This is a genomic window from Pseudomonas sp. NFPP04, assembly GCF_900113815.1.
Classification (GTDB): Bacteria; Pseudomonadota; Gammaproteobacteria; order Pseudomonadales; family Pseudomonadaceae; genus Aquipseudomonas; species Aquipseudomonas extremorientalis.
In genome coordinates this window covers 96,052-113,233 of the sequence record NZ_FOQS01000013.1, presented here as the reverse complement: position 1 = coordinate 113,233, position 17,182 = coordinate 96,052, and the positions used below count along the sequence as shown (strand labels likewise).

The 17,182-nt window shown below is 61.3% G+C and carries 13 protein-coding genes; 9 read left to right on the top strand and 4 right to left on the bottom strand.

Annotated features, from left to right (window positions below; translation table 11 throughout):
• The first annotated feature begins 9 nt into the window (after positions 1-9).
• Genes BM017_RS23730 through BM017_RS23715 form a run of 4 tightly spaced genes read left to right on the top strand, consistent with a single transcriptional unit; the run spans position 10 to position 4,038 of the window.
• The gene (locus BM017_RS23730) at positions 10-792 is read left to right on the top strand and encodes a sugar phosphate isomerase/epimerase family protein (protein ID WP_092249009.1); all 783 of its coding nucleotides are present in this window, start codon (positions 10-12) and stop codon (positions 790-792) included.
• Positions 785-1,726: a sugar kinase gene (locus BM017_RS23725; protein ID WP_092249006.1), complete on the top strand. Its 942-nt coding sequence runs from the start codon at positions 785-787 to the stop codon at positions 1,724-1,726. The genes BM017_RS23730 and BM017_RS23725 overlap by 8 nt, the downstream gene beginning before the upstream one ends.
• A gap of 45 nt (positions 1,727-1,771) precedes the next feature.
• A complete protein-coding gene (locus tag BM017_RS23720) occupies positions 1,772-3,064 on the top strand; it encodes an MFS transporter (RefSeq protein ID WP_071490628.1) in 1,293 nt (430 codons plus the stop codon).
• A complete protein-coding gene (locus tag BM017_RS23715; protein ID WP_092249003.1) occupies positions 3,061-4,038 on the top strand; it encodes an NAD(P)-dependent oxidoreductase in 978 nt (325 codons plus the stop codon). Before BM017_RS23720 ends, BM017_RS23715 begins: the two co-directional genes overlap by 4 nt.
• 132 nt (positions 4,039-4,170) lie before the next feature.
• Here BM017_RS23715 and BM017_RS23710 read toward each other — a convergent pair whose 3' ends face one another.
• On the bottom strand, positions 4,171-5,796 hold the full coding sequence (locus tag BM017_RS23710; protein ID WP_092249001.1) for a methyl-accepting chemotaxis protein: 1,626 nt from the start codon (positions 5,794-5,796) through the stop codon (positions 4,171-4,173).
• A gap of 233 nt (positions 5,797-6,029) precedes the next feature.
• Between BM017_RS23710 and BM017_RS23705 the strand changes: the two genes are divergently transcribed.
• Together BM017_RS23705 and BM017_RS23700 are read left to right on the top strand one after the other, a co-directional pair.
• Positions 6,030-7,457: a nucleobase:cation symporter-2 family protein gene (locus tag BM017_RS23705; RefSeq protein WP_092248998.1), complete on the top strand. Its 1,428-nt coding sequence runs from the start codon at positions 6,030-6,032 to the stop codon at positions 7,455-7,457.
• Positions 7,458-7,469: 12 nt separating this feature from the next.
• Positions 7,470-7,931, top strand: a complete 462-nt coding sequence (locus BM017_RS23700; protein ID WP_092248995.1) for an LEA/WHy family protein — start codon at positions 7,470-7,472, stop codon at positions 7,929-7,931.
• 157 nt (positions 7,932-8,088) lie between these two features.
• Here BM017_RS23700 and BM017_RS23695 read toward each other — a convergent pair whose 3' ends face one another.
• Entirely contained in the window at positions 8,089-9,015 is a 927-nt protein-coding gene (locus BM017_RS23695; protein WP_092248992.1) for a carbon-nitrogen hydrolase family protein, read from the bottom strand.
• Between the two features lie 83 nt (positions 9,016-9,098).
• Between BM017_RS23695 and BM017_RS23690 the strand changes: the two genes are divergently transcribed.
• Positions 9,099-10,013, top strand: coding sequence for a LysR family transcriptional regulator (locus BM017_RS23690; RefSeq protein WP_092248988.1), 915 nt, complete (start codon positions 9,099-9,101; stop codon positions 10,011-10,013).
• Here the strand turns inward: BM017_RS23690 and BM017_RS23685 are convergent.
• Positions 9,985-10,239 (bottom strand): hypothetical protein, encoded by a 255-nt coding sequence (locus BM017_RS23685; RefSeq protein WP_058424873.1) that lies wholly within the window; start codon positions 10,237-10,239, stop codon positions 9,985-9,987. The genes BM017_RS23690 and BM017_RS23685 overlap by 29 nt on opposite strands.
• A 163-nt stretch (positions 10,240-10,402) precedes the next feature.
• On the opposite strand from BM017_RS23685, the gene BM017_RS23680 reads away from it, so the two are divergent.
• The gene (locus tag BM017_RS23680) at positions 10,403-10,723 is read left to right on the top strand and encodes an ElaB/YgaM/YqjD family protein (protein ID WP_016979401.1); all 321 of its coding nucleotides are present in this window, start codon (positions 10,403-10,405) and stop codon (positions 10,721-10,723) included.
• A 36-nt stretch (positions 10,724-10,759) separates the two neighbouring features.
• Here the strand turns inward: BM017_RS23680 and BM017_RS23675 are convergent, their stop codons facing one another.
• Complete coding sequence (locus tag BM017_RS23675) at positions 10,760-11,797, bottom strand: Ldh family oxidoreductase (RefSeq protein ID WP_092248985.1); 1,038 nt, start codon at positions 11,795-11,797, stop codon at positions 10,760-10,762.
• 288 nt (positions 11,798-12,085) lie between these two features.
• Here BM017_RS23675 and BM017_RS23670 point away from each other — a divergent pair, with 288 nt between their 5' ends.
• The gene (locus tag BM017_RS23670; protein WP_371914602.1) at positions 12,086-17,164 is read left to right on the top strand and encodes a dermonecrotic toxin domain-containing protein; all 5,079 of its coding nucleotides are present in this window, start codon (positions 12,086-12,088) and stop codon (positions 17,162-17,164) included.
• Positions 17,165-17,182: the final 18 nt, after the last annotated feature.

The window sequence follows — 17,182 nt, the reverse complement described above, 5'->3', positions numbered from 1 at the left end:
TAAACAACAATGCATAAATACCCCGTCTCCATCAGCCTTTCCAGCTACGGCGCCGAGCTGGTACGTCAGCAGGGCCAGCTTAGTTTCGTCGAAGTCCTCGCCGCCGCCGGCGCCCAGTGCATCGAGTGGCGCGAAGAGCTTTTAACGGACGAACAGCCCACCGAACTGGCCCAGGCAGCAGCGCAACAGGATTTGAAGTCGGTGTTCTCATCGCCTTTGGAACTGTGGGTCGCCGGCCGCGCCCAAGCGAATGCCGAACTCGCGGCCACCCTGGATCGGGCGCAGGCGTTTGGCTCACGCTGGCTGAAAGTCTCCCTCGGCTACTTCACCGACACCAACGACCTGGACAGCCTGCACGCCCTGCTCAACCGCCACCCGGTGACATTGCTGGTGGAAAACGACCAGACCCTGCACGGCGGTCGCATCGAGCCGATGCAACGTTTCTTCAGCGAAGTGGAGCGCCTGGGCCTGCCGGTGAAGATGACCTTCGATATCGGCAACTGGCAATGGCAAGACCAATCCGCCCTCACCGCCGCACGCCTGCTGGGCCGGCATGTGGATTACCTGCACTGCAAGGCCGTGGCCCGGCGCCCTGACGGCAAGCTGGTCGCTGTGCCGCCGGGCGCCACCGACCTGCATCTGTGGGAACAACTGCTCAAGCATATGACTCAAGGGATTACCCGGGCGGTGGAATTCCCGCTGCAAGGCGATGACCTGGTCGAGGTCACCACCCGGCACATTGCCGCCCTCGCCATCCTTGGCCAACCGCGTGTGGAGAATGCCCATGTCTGAGATCGATATCCTGTCGTTTGGTGAGACCATGGCGATGTTCGTCGCCGAACAGACCGGCGACCTGGCGCAAGTGGCGCAGTTTCACAAGCGCATTGCCGGGGCGGACAGCAACGTCGCCATTGGCCTGTCACGCCTGGGCTTCAACGTGGCCTGGCTGAGCCGGGTCGGCAATGACTCCCTTGGGCGCTTTGTGGTCGATACCTTGAACAAAGAAGGCCTGGACTGCCGGCATGTGGCGGTCGACCCGTTGCACCCCACCGGCTTTCAGCTCAAGTCCCGTGAAGAAACGGGTGATGACCCTCAGGTCGAGTATTTCCGCAAAGGCTCGGCAGCCAGCCACTTGTCCGTCGCAGCCATCAGCCCTGCCCTGCTGCAAGCCCGCCATCTGCATGCCACCGGCATTCCGCCAGCGTTGTCCGCCGCCACCCGCGAGTTGTCCGCCGAGCTGATGACCCAGATGCGCAAGGCCGGGCGCAGCGTGTCGTTCGATCCCAACCTGCGCCCATCGCTGTGGGCCAACCAACAGACGATGATCCGTGAAATCAACGCCCTCGCTGGCCTGGCCGATTGGGTCCTGCCGGGTCTGGGCGAAGGTCGCCTGCTGACCGGCTTCGATGACCCGGCCGATATCGCCGCGTTCTACCTCGACCAAGGCGCCGAAGCCGTGGCGATCAAGCTTGGCCCGGACGGCGCCTATTACCGCACCCAGATGGACCAGGGCTTCGTCGCCGCCGTGCGGGTGGACAAGGTGGTCGACACCGTTGGCGCCGGCGACGGTTTTGCCGTGGGCATGATCAGCGCCCTGCTGGAAAACCTCAGCTTTCCCGAGGCGGTGCAGCGCGGCAACTGGATCGGCAGCCGCGCCGTGCAGAGCCGTGGCGATATGGAAGGCTTGCCCACCCGTTCAGAGTTACCGATTCGATCCGTTGCCTGACCCATTCCCTGTTGCCACAACTACAACAAGCTCAGGAGCAACCCCATGGACACCGTGAAACTCGCCACCCGCCGTTGGTGGTACATCATGCCCATCGTTTTTATCACCTACAGCCTGGCGTACCTGGACCGCGCCAACTATGGCTTCGCCGCCGCCTCCGGGATGGCCGAAGACCTGATGATCACCCCCGGCATGTCGTCGTTGCTGGGGGCGCTGTTCTTCCTCGGCTACTTTTTCTTCCAGGTGCCGGGGGCGATCTATGCGCAGAAGCGTAGCGTCAAGAAGCTGATCTTCGTCAGCCTGATCCTGTGGGGCGGCCTGGCCACCCTGACCGGCGTGGTGTCCAACGCCTACATGCTGATCGTGATTCGCTTCATGCTCGGCGTGGTCGAAGCCGCCGTGATGCCGGCGATGCTGGTGTACCTGTGCCACTGGTTCACCCGTGCCGAGCGCTCGCGCGCCAATACGTTCCTGATCCTCGGCAACCCGGTGACCATGCTGTGGATGTCAGTGGTGTCGGGCTATCTGGTGCAGCATTTCAGCTGGCGCTGGATGTTTATCATCGAAGGCCTGCCGGCCGTGCTGTGGGCGTTTATCTGGTGGAAGCTGGCCGATGAGCGTCCAAAGGATGCCAAGTGGCTGAGCGACGCCGAGAAACAGGACCTGGAAACCGCGCTGGCCGCCGAGCAAGTCGGGATCAAGGCGGTGAAGAACTATGCCGAAGCGTTCCGCTCGCCCAAGGTGATCATCCTGGCGCTGCAGTTCTTTTGCTGGAGCATCGGCGTGTATGGCTTTGTACTGTGGCTGCCGTCGATCCTCAAGCAAGGCTTGCAGATGGACATGGTCGAAGCCGGCTGGCTGTCGGCGCTGCCTTACCTGGCGGCGGTGATCGGCATGCTGGTGGTGTCCTGGGGCTCGGACAAGCTGCAAAAACGCAAGCGCTTCGTATGGCCGCCGTTGCTGATTGCTTCGATTGCTTTCTATGCGTCCTACGTGCTCGGCGCCGAACACTTCTGGTGGTCCTACACCCTGCTGGTCATTGCCGGCGCGTGCATGTATGCGCCGTACGGACCGTTTTTCGCCATCGTCCCGGAAATTCTCCCGGCCAACGTCGCCGGGGGCGCCATGGCACTGATCAACAGCATGGGCGCCCTGGGTTCATTCGGCGGCTCGTACCTGGTGGGCTATCTCAATAGCAGCACCGGTTCGCCCGGCGCCTCTTACCTGCTGATGAGCGGCGCGTTGCTGCTGTCGGTGGTGCTGACGATTTTTCTCAAGCCCGGCGCCAGTGACCGTACGCCGGCGCCCAACCCGGAATTGAAGGTAAAGACCGCATGAAAAAGTCTGTCGTGTTGTACAAGAAACTCTCGGCACCGTTGATGGCCCGCCTGCATGAACAGGCCGAGATCACGCTGATCGAAGCGTTGGACGAGACCGGCCTGGCCAAGTTGCGCGCCGCCCTGCCCGGCGCCCACGGCCTGTTGGGCGCAAGCCTGCGCCTGGACGCCAGGCTGCTGGACCTGGCGCCACGACTGGAGGCGGTGGCGAGCGTGTCGGTGGGCGTCGACAACTATGATATCGACTACCTCACCGAGCGCGGCATCCTGCTCAGCAACACCCCGGATGTGCTCACCGAGACCACCGCCGACACCGGTTTTGCGCTGATCCTGGCCACCGCGCGCCGTGTGGTCGAACTGGCCGACATGGTGCGCGCAGGCCAGTGGAGCAAAAACATCGGCCCGGCGCATTTCGGCAGCGACGTGCATGGCAAGACCCTCGGCATCATCGGCATGGGCCGCATTGGCGAAGCGTTGGCCCAGCGCGGGCATTTTGGCTTCGGCATGCCGGTGATCTACCACAGCCATTCGCCCAAGCCTGCGGTGGAGGCCCGTTTTGGCGCGCAGTACCGCAGCTTGAACGAATTGCTGCAACAGGCCGACTTTGTCTGCCTGACGCTGCCACTCACCGCTGAAACCGAGAAGTTGATTGGCGCCGAACAATTCGCACTGATGGGCGCGGAGACGATCTTTATCAATATCTCGCGGGGCAAGGTGGTGGATGAGGCGGCACTGGTGCAGGCGTTGCAACAACGCACGATTCGAGCGGCGGGGCTGGATGTGTTCGAGCAGGAGCCGCTGGATCATGGCTCGCCGTTGTTACGCTTGAACAATGTGGTGGCCACGCCGCATATCGGCTCGGCCACCCATGAGACGCGGGAAGCCATGGCCAAATGTGCAGTGGATAATCTGTTGCAGGCGTTGGCGGGTGAAAAACCGAAAAACCTGGTGAACCCAGGCGCCTGGAAACAGTAGCGCTGACACAACACAGAACAAATGTGGGAGGGGGCTTGCCCCCGATGGCGGTGTATCAGTCGACTTATCTATAACTGATCCACCCAGATCGGGGGCAAGCCCCCTCCCACATTTAAATCACATTTCAGCCAGCTAAATAACGAACCTGGCCACCATCCCATTCAGGTCCACCGCCAACCGCGACAGCTCATGGCTGGCCGCGCTGGTCTGGTTGGCACCCGCCGCCGACTGGGTCGCCAGGTCACGGATATTGACCAGGTTGCGGTCCACTTCGCGGGACACCTGGGCCTGTTCTTCCGAGGCGCTGGCGATCACCAGGTTGCGTTCGTTGATCAGGCTGATGGACTGGGTGATCTGCTCCAGGGCCACCCCGGCGGCGCGGGCCATTTCCAGGGTGTCCTGGGTGCGCTGGTTGCTCTGCTGCATGGACTGCACGGCTTCACCGGTGCCGTTCTGGATACCGGCGACCATTTTCTCGATCTCCTGGGTCGACTGCGCCGTGCGGTGGGCCAATGCCCGCACTTCGTCGGCCACCACCGCAAAGCCACGCCCAGCCTCACCGGCACGTGCCGCTTCGATGGCAGCGTTAAGCGCCAGCAGGTTGGTCTGTTCGGCAATCGCGCGGATCACGTCCAGCACCTTGCCAATGTCCCGGCCTTGGGTGGCCAGGCCTTCGATCATCGCGGCAGTGTTCTGCACGTCCTGGGTCATGGTCTGGATCGCGCCGACGGTTTCCACCACGCGGTCGCGCCCTTCCCGCGCCGCCTGGTTGGACTGGGTCGACGCCTCGGAAGTGGACACCGCGTTGCGCGCCACTTCTTCCACCGCCGCAGTCATCTCGTTGACCGCCGTGGCGGCCTGGTCGATTTCATTATTCTGTTGTTGCAGGCCCTTGGAGGCTTCCTCGGTGACCGCACTCAGCTCTTCAGCGGCAGACGCCAGCTGGGTGGCCGACCCGGCAATGTGCTGGATGGTCTGGCGCAGGTTGCCTTGCATGGTCGACAAGGCGTTGAGCAAGCGCGCCGGTTCGTCCTTGCCGTCGTCTTCAATGGTCTTGGTCAGGTTGCCACCAGCAATAGTTTCGGCCACCTCCACGGCTTTGCGCAAGGGCGCAACGATGCTGCGGGTCAGCAGCCAGGCCAGCAATACCGTGAGCAATGCGGCGGCAACCGAAACGACAATAGCGCCAGTGATGGCACTGCTGTAGTTTTGCCCGGCTTCCTCGTTGGCTTGCTTGGCATCCGCCGCGTTGATGGCGATCAGCTTGTTCAGCTGTTCGCCCATCTGGTCGGTGCCGTCCTTGATCCGCGTATTGATCAGGGTGCGCATCTCATCGACCTTGTTCTGCCTGGACAGCGCCAGCATCTCGGCCTGAGCCTTGAGATAGTTTTCCAGGGTGGTCGTGAATACCTTGTACAGGGCGGCCTCCTCGGGCCCGGCAGGCAAGGCTGCGTAACTGGCCTGGGCAGTCTTCACCTTGTCGGCCAGCACGCCGATACGCACTTCAGCTTCCTGAAGGCCGGCAGGCTCACGGTTGACCAGCACGCGGAACGAAAGGATGCGCATACGCAGCACGTTTTCGGTGATCACCGACAGTGACGTCACGCTTGGCAGTTGATTGGTACTCATGTCCACCGAGGCCTGGCGGATCAGCGTCATACGGTTGACCGCAAATACCCCCAATACAACCACTAACACAGCAATAAACGCGAAACCGAGAGAAGCGCGAGGAGCGATATTCAGATTACGGATGGACATGGGGGAGCTCTCAAAAGTAGTGTCTGCGCGCGTCCCTGCCGCGAAACGATCTGTCAGCGTCAACGCACTGCCCAGACCTTGGTCACCACCGTTGTCATTAGTATGTGGGCCTGACCACGCTATCGGCAGGCGCTGCGGTTTCCCGCAGGGGCTTTATAAATATTTTTTTACACTTCTGACGACAGGCAGTTTCTGGCATCCTGCGCCTCCATTTTCTGACCCGAGCCCGCATTTTGTCTGACGCTCAAGCCCCGCGCCCCCGCTATAAATCCGACCTGATCTACGGCCTGGAAGACCGCCCGCACTTCACCGCCGCCCTATTTGCCGCGCTGCAGCATGTGCTGGCGAGTTTCGTCGGGATCATCACCCCCACCCTGATCGTCGGCGGCGTGCTGGGCCTGGAAAGCGAAGTGCCATACCTGGTGAGCATGGCGCTGTTCGTGTCGGGGCTCGGCACCTTTGTGCAGGCACGCACCTTCGGCCCGATCGGCTCGGGGCTGTTGTGTCTGCAGGGCACCAGTTTTTCGTTTATCAGCGTGATTCTCAGCGCGGGCTTCATGGTCAAGGCCCGGGGCGGCGGCACTGACGAAATCCTCTCGACGATCTTTGGCATCTGCTTTTTCGCCGCGTTTATCGAGGTGGTGCTCAGCCAGTTCATCGGCAAGCTGCGCAAGCTGATCACCCCGGTGGTCACCGGCACCATCATCACGCTGATGGGCTTGTCGCTGATCAAGGTGGCGGTTACTGACATGGCCGGCGGGTTTGGCGCCAGCGACCTCGGCGCGGCGAGCAACATGGGCCTGGCGGCGCTGGTGCTGCTGACCATCGTGGTGCTCAACCGCTTCAATAACCCCTTCCTGCGCCTGGGTTCGATCGTGATCGGCCTGACCCTGGGCTTCGTCGTGGCCTGGCTGCTGGGCCGCGTGGACATGGCGGCGCTGCCTGAGGTGCCGTTGATCAGTGTGCCGGTGCCGTTCAAGTACGGGTTCTCGTTCGACTGGGTGGCGTTTATCCCGGTGGCGGTGATCTTCCTGATCTCGCCGCTGGAAGCAGCCGGTGACCTGACGGCCAACTCGATGATTTCCCAACAGCCGGTCAAGGGCCCGCTGTATATCAAGCGCATCAAGTCCGGCCTGCTGGCCGACGGTCTCAATTCGGCGATGGCCGCCACCTTCAACAGCCTGCCGATGGTGACCTTCGCCCAGAACAACGGGGTGATCCAGTTGACCGGCGTAGCCAGCCGCTACGTGGCGTACTTCATTGCCGGCCTGCTGGTGCTGCTGGGGCTGTTCCCGATGATCGGCGCGGTGCTGCAACTGATGCCCAAGCCGGTACTGGGCGGCGCCACCCTGATCATGTTCGGCACCGTGGCCGTCGCTGGGATCAAGATCCTTGCCGAAGCCGGGTTGCATCGGCGCAATGTGCTGATCGTGGCGATCTCCCTCGGCATGGGCCTGGGCGTCGCTGCCGTGCCGGAAGTATTGCGCGAGCTGCCCAAGGCGCTGCACAACATCTTCGAGTCGCCGATCACCGTGGGCGCTTTCTGTGCAATCGTGCTGAACATTTTCCTGCCGGAAGAGTTCATAGAGCTGGAAGAAGATGAATTTGATCCGGAGTCCTCTACCCTCAAAGTGATGCAGGACCCGGACGTCACGAAATAGGAGCACCTTTGTATGCGCAGGCTCATGGTTCTATCGCTGTTGCTGCTGACCTTGAGCGCCTGTGCGCTGTTCCCCGACCGTGATCCGGTGAACATCAACGTAGTGGGCATCGAGCCCCTGCAAAGCCAGGACCTGGAAGTGCGCTTCGCCGTGAAACTGCGGGTGCAGAACCCCAATGAAACGGCGATCGACTACAACGGCGTGGCCCTGGACCTGGAGGTCAATGGCCGACCGTTGGCGTCGGGGGTGAGTGACCAGAGCGGCTCCATCCCGCGATTTTCCGAGACGGTCCTGAGGGTGCCGGTGAGTGTTTCGGCGTTTTCCGTGTTGCGTCAGACCCTGGGCCTGAGCCAGACCCAGAGCCTGAACAACCTGCCGTACGTGCTGCGGGGCAAACTGGCGGGCGGGCTGTTCGGCACGATGCGCTTTGTGGACCGTGGCACGCTTGACCTGCCCAATACCGCCACCTGGTAATTGACGCGGCTCACTTGTGGCGAGCGGGCGTGCCCCGCGTTGGGCTGCGTAGCAGCCCCAGCCCAGGCTCCACACAGTGTCAGACAAAAACGGTCGCTGGCTTCAGGGCGGCTTCGCCACCCAACGCGGGGCAAGCCCGCTCGCCACAGGATTTTGCTCAATCCGTCAGGTAGCGCACGCCGGGCTTGGCGCGCTCGTCCACCACCAACTCGAAGATATCCGGCCGGGCATAATGCCCCACCACGTCATAGTCATACCGCGCGCGTACCAAGTCATCCGTATTGATTTGCGCCGTCAGCAGCCCGGCTTCTCCCAGCAGCGGCCCGGCGAGAATGTCGCCCATCGGCCCGACAATCACGCTGCCGCCCGCGATCAACGGGCGGTCTGCCGGCCAGTTGGCGATCTCGACCCCCAACGCCTCGGGCGAGGCCTGCACCTGGCAGGCACTCACCACAAAGCAACGCCCTTCGTGAGCCACATGACGCATGCTCACCTGCCACATCTCGCGCTCATCCACCGTCGGCGCGCACCACACTTGCACGCCCTTGGCATACATCGCCGTACGCAGCAGCGGCATCATGTTTTCCCAGCACACTGCGCCACCGACACGGCCCACTGCGGTGTCGATCACCGGCAGTGTCGAACCGTCGCCCTTCCCCCAGATCAGCCGTTCAGTGCCGGTGGGCATCAGCTTGCGGTGCTTGGCCACCAGGCCGCCCGCCGGCTCGAAGTACAGCACGGTGCAATACAGGGTGCTGCCACTGCGCTCGATCACGCCAAGCACCAGACTGGCGCCGGTACGTGCGGACAAGCCGGCCAGCGCCTCGGTTTCCACACCTGGGACATCGATGGCATTGGCAACGTAACGGGCAAAGGCTTCGCGGCCTTCCGGCAGGCGGTAACCCAACTGTGTGCCGAACGCCTCGCCCTTGGGATAACCACCCAGCAGCGCTTCAGGCATCACCACCAATTGCGCGCCGCTGCGCAGGATCTGGTCCTCATAACTCAGGATTTGCGCCAGGGTTTCACCCTTGCCGCCGGGCAAGGAACCGATTTGCAGGGCCGCCACAGTAGAAACAGGCATCACGATCACTCCAGGTAAAGGGGGGTTGCCCATTCTCCCGCCAGCCTCGATCATGAATAAAGCCCACTTCAGTGCTGAATGATATGAGCCAAACAAATATCGACCAGGTCGATCTCAACCTGCTGAAAACCTTCGAAGCGTTGCACGACGAGTCCAGTGCCAGTCGCGCAGCCTTGCGCCTGGGCGTCACGCAATCGGCGATCAGCGCGGGGTTGCGGCGCTTGCGCGAGGTGTACGGGGATCAATTGTTCGTGCGTACCGGGCGCGGCCTGGCGCCGACGTTGCGAGCCAACCAGTTGAAACCGGTGATCAGTGAGGCGTTGGACCGCTGTCGGCAGAGCCTGGCAATGGTCAACCCGGATAACCAGCAGTATCAGGGCCGCTCAGTGGTGCTGGGGTTATCCGATGATTTCGAGGTGGCCTACGGCCGTCGATTGATCGAAGCGATTGCACAACGTGCGCCCAAACTGCGGGTGATTTTCCGTCAGACCCACAGCCAGATCGTCGCCGGCGCCCTGCTCGACCGCACCCTTGACCTGGCAATCACCGCCGGCGGTTTTGCCCAGGGCAGGCTGAGCCGCCAGGTGCTGGGGGAAGGTGATTATCGTTGCCTGGTGGATTCGGACCAGGCACACATCAGCCTGGACGAGTTTGTCACGCGTGAGCATATTTTGGTGTCGTCAGGCGGGTTTATCGGCATCACCGATGAAGGCCTGGCGGCGCAGGGCCTGAGCCGCCAGGTGTGCGCGTCGACCAGCCACTTTGCCGCACTGCCCTTTTTGCTCAAGGGCAGCCAAGCTGTGGCGACCATTCCAGGGCATGCGGCCCAGGCCATTGCCGAGATGACCGGCCTGCGCGTATTGCCCTGCCCGCTGGCACTGCCGCGCTACCCGGTGGAGCTGGGCTGGCGCACCCAGGCGCAGCTGGATCCGCTGTTGTTGAAAGTGCGTGAAGCCATCGTGGCGGGCTTTACTTGTTGGCCGCCATCAGCTTGTTGACTTCGCTGCGCACCATGTTGGAAAACTCCGGCGGCGACATGCCGTCAAGCTCTGCGCGAACCCATTCGGCCCATTTGCCCTTGCGCTTGGCGCGCTCACCGAACAAGCGTGCAGCTTCGCCCTTGGCCTTGCCCAGGTTGGTCTGCCACAGGTCATAGAGGCGGGACTTTTCATCTTCCAGCTCGGCGCGTTCGGCGAGGGTCTTGTTGGCGAGATTGAAGCTCATGTTGAATTACCTGCTGCACAAATAGGCGACATCTTACACTGTAGGTCGAAATTTCCTGATTCGGATTTTGCTCAAGAACAGGCAGCGGCAAAAAAACTGCAACTTTTGCCGCTGGCCAATACTCCATTGTTCACTGCCACATTCACTCGCAAGGAGTCACACAATGGCCCGCAAAACCGCTGCCCAAGCCGTCGAAGACCAAATCAAGGACCAAGCCTTCAGCGAACTCACCGCGCTGATCGAAGAATCGGACAAACTGCTCAAGAGCAGCGCTTCCCTGGTAGGCGAAGAAGGCGAAACCCTGCGCGAGCAGGTCGCCATCAAGCTCAAGCAAGCCCTGGACTCGGTGTCCAATGTGCGCGAGCGCAGCAAGCCGGTGGTGGATGCCACCGAAACCTACATCGGTGGTCACCCATGGCAGACCGTGGCGATTTCCGCAGGGTTTGGCCTGGTGGTCGGCCTGCTGCTCGGTCGTCGCAACTAAGCGGCTACAGGGGCTGCGCCAGCGGCGCAGCCCTGTTCAACCTTGCGCGATTTCCCGCAAGTGCTCCAACTCTTTGCGATCGACTTCGATCCCCTGCTCCTGCGACTTCGCCCGTGTGCGATGGCGCCGATCCCCCGGTAAACGCCGCAACCCTACCGCATGCATCTGCCGCACCAGCTCCTGGCTGCGCTCGGCAAACGCTTGCCCGGCGGTCTTGCTCGGGTCGATCACGATCAACAGTTGGCCGGTCCAGGGTGTGCGCGCCCCCGGATGATCGGCCCAATTGAACTCGAACGAGAAATTGCCGCCGGTCAACGCTGCTGCCAGCAGTTCGACCATCATCGATAACGCCGACCCTTTGTGCCCGCCAAACGGCAGGAGTGCGCCGCCCTCGAGGATCGCCTTGGGGTCCTGGGTCGGCTGGCCCAGGCTGTCGACGCCCATGCCCGGCGGCAGGCGCTCGCCTTTGCGCGCAGCGATCTGAACATCACCGTGGGCGATGGCGCTGGTGGCCAGGTCGAACACAATCGGCAAGCCATCGGCGCGAGGCGCGGCAAAGGCGATGGGGTTGGTGCCGAACAACGGGCGGTCGGCGCCATGGGGCACCACGCAGGTCATGCTGTTGACCACGCTAAGGGCCACCAGGCCTTCTTCGGCGAACGGCTCGACATCCGGCCACAGGGCGGCGAAGTGGTGGGAGTTATGGATCGCCAGCAGGGCAATGCCGGCACTGCGGGCTTTCTCCACCAGCAGCGGACGTGCGGCTTCGAGCGCCGGCTGGGCAAAGCCGTTGGCGGCGTCCACGCGCACAAACCCTGAGGCGACATCGGTCACCTGGGGCACGGCCTTGCCATTTACCCAGCCACTGGCCAGGGTGCTGATGTAGCCGGGAATACGGAAAATGCCGTGGCTGTGGGCGCCATCGCGTTCAGCACTGGCACAGTTGTGGGCGAGGATCGCCGCGACTTCAAGGGACGTACCGTGCCGTACGAACACCTCTTGCAACAGCGCGACCAGTTCAGCGAAAGCGACCGTGACGCGGGAACCCTCAACGACGTTGGACGGCGTAGACATCTGAAGCTCCGATTTTATGATTGGAAGGCGCAACAAGACGAAAGACCATGATTAAACAACGCGCCGACGGCCTGCTGTCAATCGACTTTATCGGCATGGCCGTCTCCGATCAGTTATGTACCGCAGTCATCGAACCCTTTGCCCCTAACGTGCTGCTCATCATCGTTGCCATCCCCAGGCCCTTACAGAGAGCAGCTCATGGCCCATGTAGATCCCCCGTATTTTTTTGATGAGTACCTGCGTCCGGTTTCGAGAAAACACCCAACCGACCGAGAGCGGGCGCTGGGTTTGACACTCAAGGATGTCAATTGGCTGAGTACGGTGTACGGCGCCACCCATGTCGGGCGCTATAATCGTGACGCGCCGATGACCGTAGAAACCCTGATGTTGAAAAGGCGCGGCAAGCGTGCAGTCGCGCTCGCCGGTGCGTTCATGATGAGTTCGAGCCCCGAAGAGAAAAAGACTGCGCTCTACACCCCCTATGCCGGTATCGAGGTATTCAATCAGCGCAAGGACTGCCTGGATGAGATAACCCGGCGACTCAAAGACCCAACCTCATACCTTGATTTAATCAGGTTTGTACCTATTGAATGGCGCAACCAGTTCAACCCCGGCAGCCCCTTCACGCTCAGCACCGCCACGGTTGAACACGCGGTATTCGAAGACCAGCAAAACACCCTGCGCGCCAACCAGACCCAGGATCTGCAGTGGGCGTTGAAAGAACTGCAAACCCTGCCGACGCTGCCCGACCTGCTGGAAGCGGTCCTCGACCTTGTCGGGGCAGCGAGCCCACACTTTCAAGGGCTCAAGCTCAAAGACACGCGGGTCAACAGTTTCGTCTCATCAACCCCGGACATTCCCGGGAGCACTTCCCACTGGGTGGCTTCGGCCACCCTGGCTGAAACCTTGCTGCAGTACTACGCCAGGCACGATTGGCCGGCGCAGCGCACACGCACTTTCGTCAACCCCAGGCATGACACCAGCCGGTTCAGCGCGGCCCAGCATCAACAAGACCTGCAACGCTGGGAAAGCCTGGTTCAGCAAGCCAGCGCAATCTTCTCCAAGCTGCTGAGCGCCCTGCTGCAAACCTGGTGGAATGCCCCCATCAGCCAGAACATGTCACGCCTGGATTTGTTTACTCAAATCATGAGCGACAAGTTCCGCCTGGACATGCTGCTCAAGCGCCAGTCACAAAGCGACATTTTGTCCTCAGACAACGCCTACCGCCTGCTCGCCGTCTTCCTCCCCGACGAGGCTGAGCGCAACGCGTGGCAAAAAGGCTTGCGCATCGAAAAAATCAGCATCCATGCGCCCTATCAACATCACGTGGAGCTTGCCGCCACATTGTTGATCAGTGACGAGCACGCCTACCTGTACACCCAATCACGCGGGCTGCAGGTGCTCAAGGATGTCGACGACCTGAACGACACGCTGTTGAGCATGCTCAAGGCCGCCGGGCATCAAGACGAATTGTTGAACTTCCTCTCCCTGGAGGAGCGCAGCATTTACCTCGCCATGCGTGGCGTACAGGTTAGCGGGCGGGCGACACAGGGCAGTGTGTTCGGTGGGATGCTCACAGACATTCAAGACAAGCAACTGAGCAACCTGGAGCATGCACTGACGCAATTCCGCCGCAGCGAGGGCACCGTGGACCTGGCTGCTTTGCTCGATTGCTCCCTGGACATCCGCCAGATGCTCGACAGCCGCCTGCTGGACCTCGACGCCAGCGGACGCTGGAGCATGCACCCCGTCAGCAGCGGAAACGGCCGGCCATCCACCGTGCAGGCAGAACGCGCCAAACTGCAACTCCAAGCACTGCAGACCGATGAAAACGCCTTGCTGGCCGCACGGGCCACTCACCCGACGGTGCGTAGCCTGGCCACCAAAGCCCTCAATGAGGAAATGAATAAGCGCCATCTGGGCCTGGATGCCAGCGACGTCTACGTCAATACCTACCCCAGCGAGGCGCAGGACAGGGAAGAGCGACTGCCGCAGTCATCGGTCAACATGGTCGAGCACTTCATCAAGCGCCTGGCCAACGCCGCCGCGGATATAGGCAGCTCACCGCGCATCGGTTTTTACGGCGCGCGGCGCGACGGCGCAGCCTTGAGCTTGAACAACCTCAACAGCCATATTTTCAATGCAGTGATCACGCAGACCACCGCCTACTTCGTCAAACGCGACGTACGTTCGTTGCCCGGGCGATTCATGAAAAACCATGGTGATCAAATGATCGCAAGCCTCCTCCACGGCCTGCGCAGTGAGGCAGAGCTACGGCGGCTCAACAACACCTTGGGCCAAACCCCTTACGCGATGCTGGATACGGTCTTGCGTCGCGACAGCATGACCCGCGATAAACGCCATGGATTGCACGGTTTCTTGCCGGATGTTTTCGAGGTCACGGTCAGCATCAACGGTGACAAGCCGGTTCACCCCCTGGCCAACTGTTTTGTGCTGACGGAACGGGGCGGACTGGACCCGCGCCTCTCCGGTGCAGTCGTGCTGTGGACGCCGCAGCGCGGCCATGAAGCCTTCGACTCGCTGACCAGCCTGCGCAACCGGCTTCAACAGCGCCTGGAACACCCTGGCCGACGCACCGCCCTGCTGCAGAACTTGCCCATCAGCCTGCGCTCCCCGCACCAGCGATACCGACTGGGCCCATTGCAGCGTATCGACGAGCATTTTTTACTCAACCGCCAAAAGAGCCACCTGGTGCATCATCTGGATACCCTCGACTACTGGCTCGCCATGCCTCTGGAACCGATCCAGTTGCAGGACTGCCTGGATGCCGAGATGGGCCGTGTGGCACCGTCAAATATCGGCAGGGCGAAAGCCATTGCCAATGCCATGATCCAACAGCAAGGCCTGCCTGCCTGGCTGGGCATGGCGTCGCCAAAGGATCAGTTGCTGCATGCCGAACTGCTCGAGCAATATCGTCTCAGCGCCCCGGATAACCAAGATTACCTTCATAGCCTGCCGCTTCTGGAGGAACAGGTCGCTGAAACATTGACCGCCCTGCTCAACGCGCGCTTCCCACACCAGGCATTGTCCCCGGACGACATTCTGATCCCGGCACGCTTGGCACTCAATGGGCACACCCAAAGCCTGACTGAGTTTGCCCTGCGCCATTTGCCCGACCTGCAGCCCGATAACCTCACACCGCACGCACGCGGCACAACACCCTTGCCCGCCGCATTGAATGGCGAAGCGATCGTCCAATTGGTACGCCAATTGGACATCGGGAAAATCTACCGCGACCTGTTGACCACCCACCTGACAGCTGACACCGAGGATGCGCGCAAACGCCGCGAGCTATTCTGTCAGCAGCTTCCGTGGCAAGTACTGCTGCATGCCCACGAGGAAAAGCTGGCGGAACGCCTGAGCACGACGGCGTGGGGTTTTATCCAACAGATTTTCGATATGCCAGATGCCGTTGCCCGGGAAGCTGTCAGCGGCGCCACCGCAATGATCCGTCCGCTGGAACTGATTGCCACCCGCGGGGCGACTCCGGCCAGGGTGCCTGGCGTTTATGTGTTAGGCGCGAGGGCCGGAACAAGCGGGCCATTGGTGCTCTATGCACCCTATGCCCCGTTGAGCGTTTTGAAGGAATACGGCGACGAAGAAAAATTGCTGGATGACATCAGCCGCCCAGGCCCACTTCAGGCCTGGATCATCAGCCAGTTGGGGGATCCCGAACAGGCAACATGGCGCAATCTGTTCGAAGCGTCGACCTCGCAGGAAAAAGAAAAAGAAAAAGAAAACATCAGCCTGGCTTCGAATCCGATCAGAGGCAACCTGCTGCGACTGCTGTTTCATGACAATGCCCTCCAGTTGATCAACATGCTTTCCAACCAATTCACCAAAGAGGGCAAGCATCTGTGGGAGGGCGTAACCAGCCTTGTGCGTAAAGGCATTCCCATGGCACTGCAATTCATTGCGGGCAAACTCAAGTTTCCGCTGGTGGTCTGGCGTAGCTTCAGGCTGTTTGAAGCCTCCGCCGAGAATTTGCAAGAGCAGCACTTTGGCGCCGGTCTGCGCCTGTTTGTCCAAGGCGTGGCTTCAATGGCGTCGCTGCGCAAAGAGCTCGACGGTGTGACCGCGGCTGAGACTGACACGCAGCCACCCACGACCTGGGAAGGCCCGGTGCCTGCCACCACCGTAGAAACCCTGGACATCACAGACCCATTGCGCACTCGGTTACGGCGGTTCGAAGACGTCACGGTGGCATTGACCGATTTGTCACTCGACCGCCAGAACCACGTGTACACCCAGCCGATCAACAGCCGCACCTATGTGCCCGTGGCCGGCCGAGTCTACCCGGTCGCCCGCAGCGGCACACAATGGCGAGTCAGCCTTGCTCGGGAACTGGGGCCCTTTGTCGAACGCAACGCACAGGGTCAGTGGGTGTTCGATCTGTCCATGCGCGAGCCGCGCTTCGGGCCAACCGTGTCCCGTATCAGGGACCGGGTCAGCACCCATCTATCAGAACGCGACGCCATCAATATCGAGGCTGTCGGCATGCCGGCCATTCGCGGGCTTGATCGTGACAAAGGGCTGTCTATCGACCGCGCACTCAACGTTGCGCTGTATTACACCAATACCTGCCAGCGCAACCTTGCGGAGTTTGCACTGCAGCGCCTTACCGAATCCACTGTCGGTCGCTTCTTGAGCGAGATGTTCGGCCTGCTGAATTTCAACCCCGGGCAAGTGGAGAAAATCCGCAACCGGGTCATGGAAGTCATGGAGGAGATGACCCGGCAGGATCTACTCACCCTGGACTCCAATCGATTTGTCACCGGCACTTCACGCTGGCCCATCGACGACGAAATCGCTTTTGTGATTCCTGAGGATGCAGAGCGGAAGATCTATCTGCTGGATCGCTTTTTCAATACCGGCATGGATCAATACCGCGAGCACCTCACTGCACCGTTCGATCTCGAGGATCATGCACGGGCTGCTACCCTTATCCATGAGATCAGTCACTTGGCGTCGAACACCGAAGACATTGCCTACATGGACACCATCCGCCCGTTCGTGGACCTGATCCATCGCGGTACGGCCGAGGGCTTGCGCAAGCACACGAGCCTGTCCACTTTGCAAAGCACTGCCCTCTCCGCGCTCACGCCGGCAACGATGCTGTTCAAGAGCTGGGATGCACTAGAACAACGCTGGGAAGACTTCGGCAAGACCGGCTCCACCAAACTGCGCGACAGGGTACTGCACCTCACGGGCGCTAGGACATTGGATGAGGCGCGGCAGACATTCATGAGCAATGCGGACCTTCGGATGGACATCATCCTGGCCAATGCCGACTCGGTGACCTTTCTGATTACACATCTGGGAAGGCGCTTGGAGCCAGGGGCCTGAACAGGCCCCTGGAGGATG

Bases quoted from the DNA above. Each gene is read 5' to 3' on its own strand.
- BM017_RS23695 (WP_092248992.1), bottom strand. From the start codon at position 9,015: ATGCCTGTTTCTACTGTGGCGGCCCTGCAAATCGGTTCCTTGCCCGGC.
- BM017_RS23690 (WP_092248988.1), top strand. From the start codon at position 9,099: ATGAGCCAAACAAATATCGACCAGGTCGATCTCAACCTGCTGAAAACC.
- BM017_RS23700 (WP_092248995.1), top strand. From the start codon at position 7,470: ATGCGCAGGCTCATGGTTCTATCGCTGTTGCTGCTGACCTTGAGCGCC.
- BM017_RS23675 (WP_092248985.1), bottom strand. From the start codon at position 11,797: ATGTCTACGCCGTCCAACGTCGTTGAGGGTTCCCGCGTCACGGTCGCT.
- BM017_RS23725 (WP_092249006.1), top strand. From the start codon at position 785: ATGTCTGAGATCGATATCCTGTCGTTTGGTGAGACCATGGCGATGTTC.
- BM017_RS23685 (WP_058424873.1), bottom strand. From the start codon at position 10,239: ATGAGCTTCAATCTCGCCAACAAGACCCTCGCCGAACGCGCCGAGCTG.
- BM017_RS23680 (WP_016979401.1), top strand. From the start codon at position 10,403: ATGGCCCGCAAAACCGCTGCCCAAGCCGTCGAAGACCAAATCAAGGAC.
- BM017_RS23720 (WP_071490628.1), top strand. From the start codon at position 1,772: ATGGACACCGTGAAACTCGCCACCCGCCGTTGGTGGTACATCATGCCC.
- BM017_RS23730 (WP_092249009.1), top strand. From the start codon at position 10: ATGCATAAATACCCCGTCTCCATCAGCCTTTCCAGCTACGGCGCCGAG.
- BM017_RS23715 (WP_092249003.1), top strand. From the start codon at position 3,061: ATGAAAAAGTCTGTCGTGTTGTACAAGAAACTCTCGGCACCGTTGATG.
- BM017_RS23710 (WP_092249001.1), bottom strand. From the start codon at position 5,796: ATGTCCATCCGTAATCTGAATATCGCTCCTCGCGCTTCTCTCGGTTTC.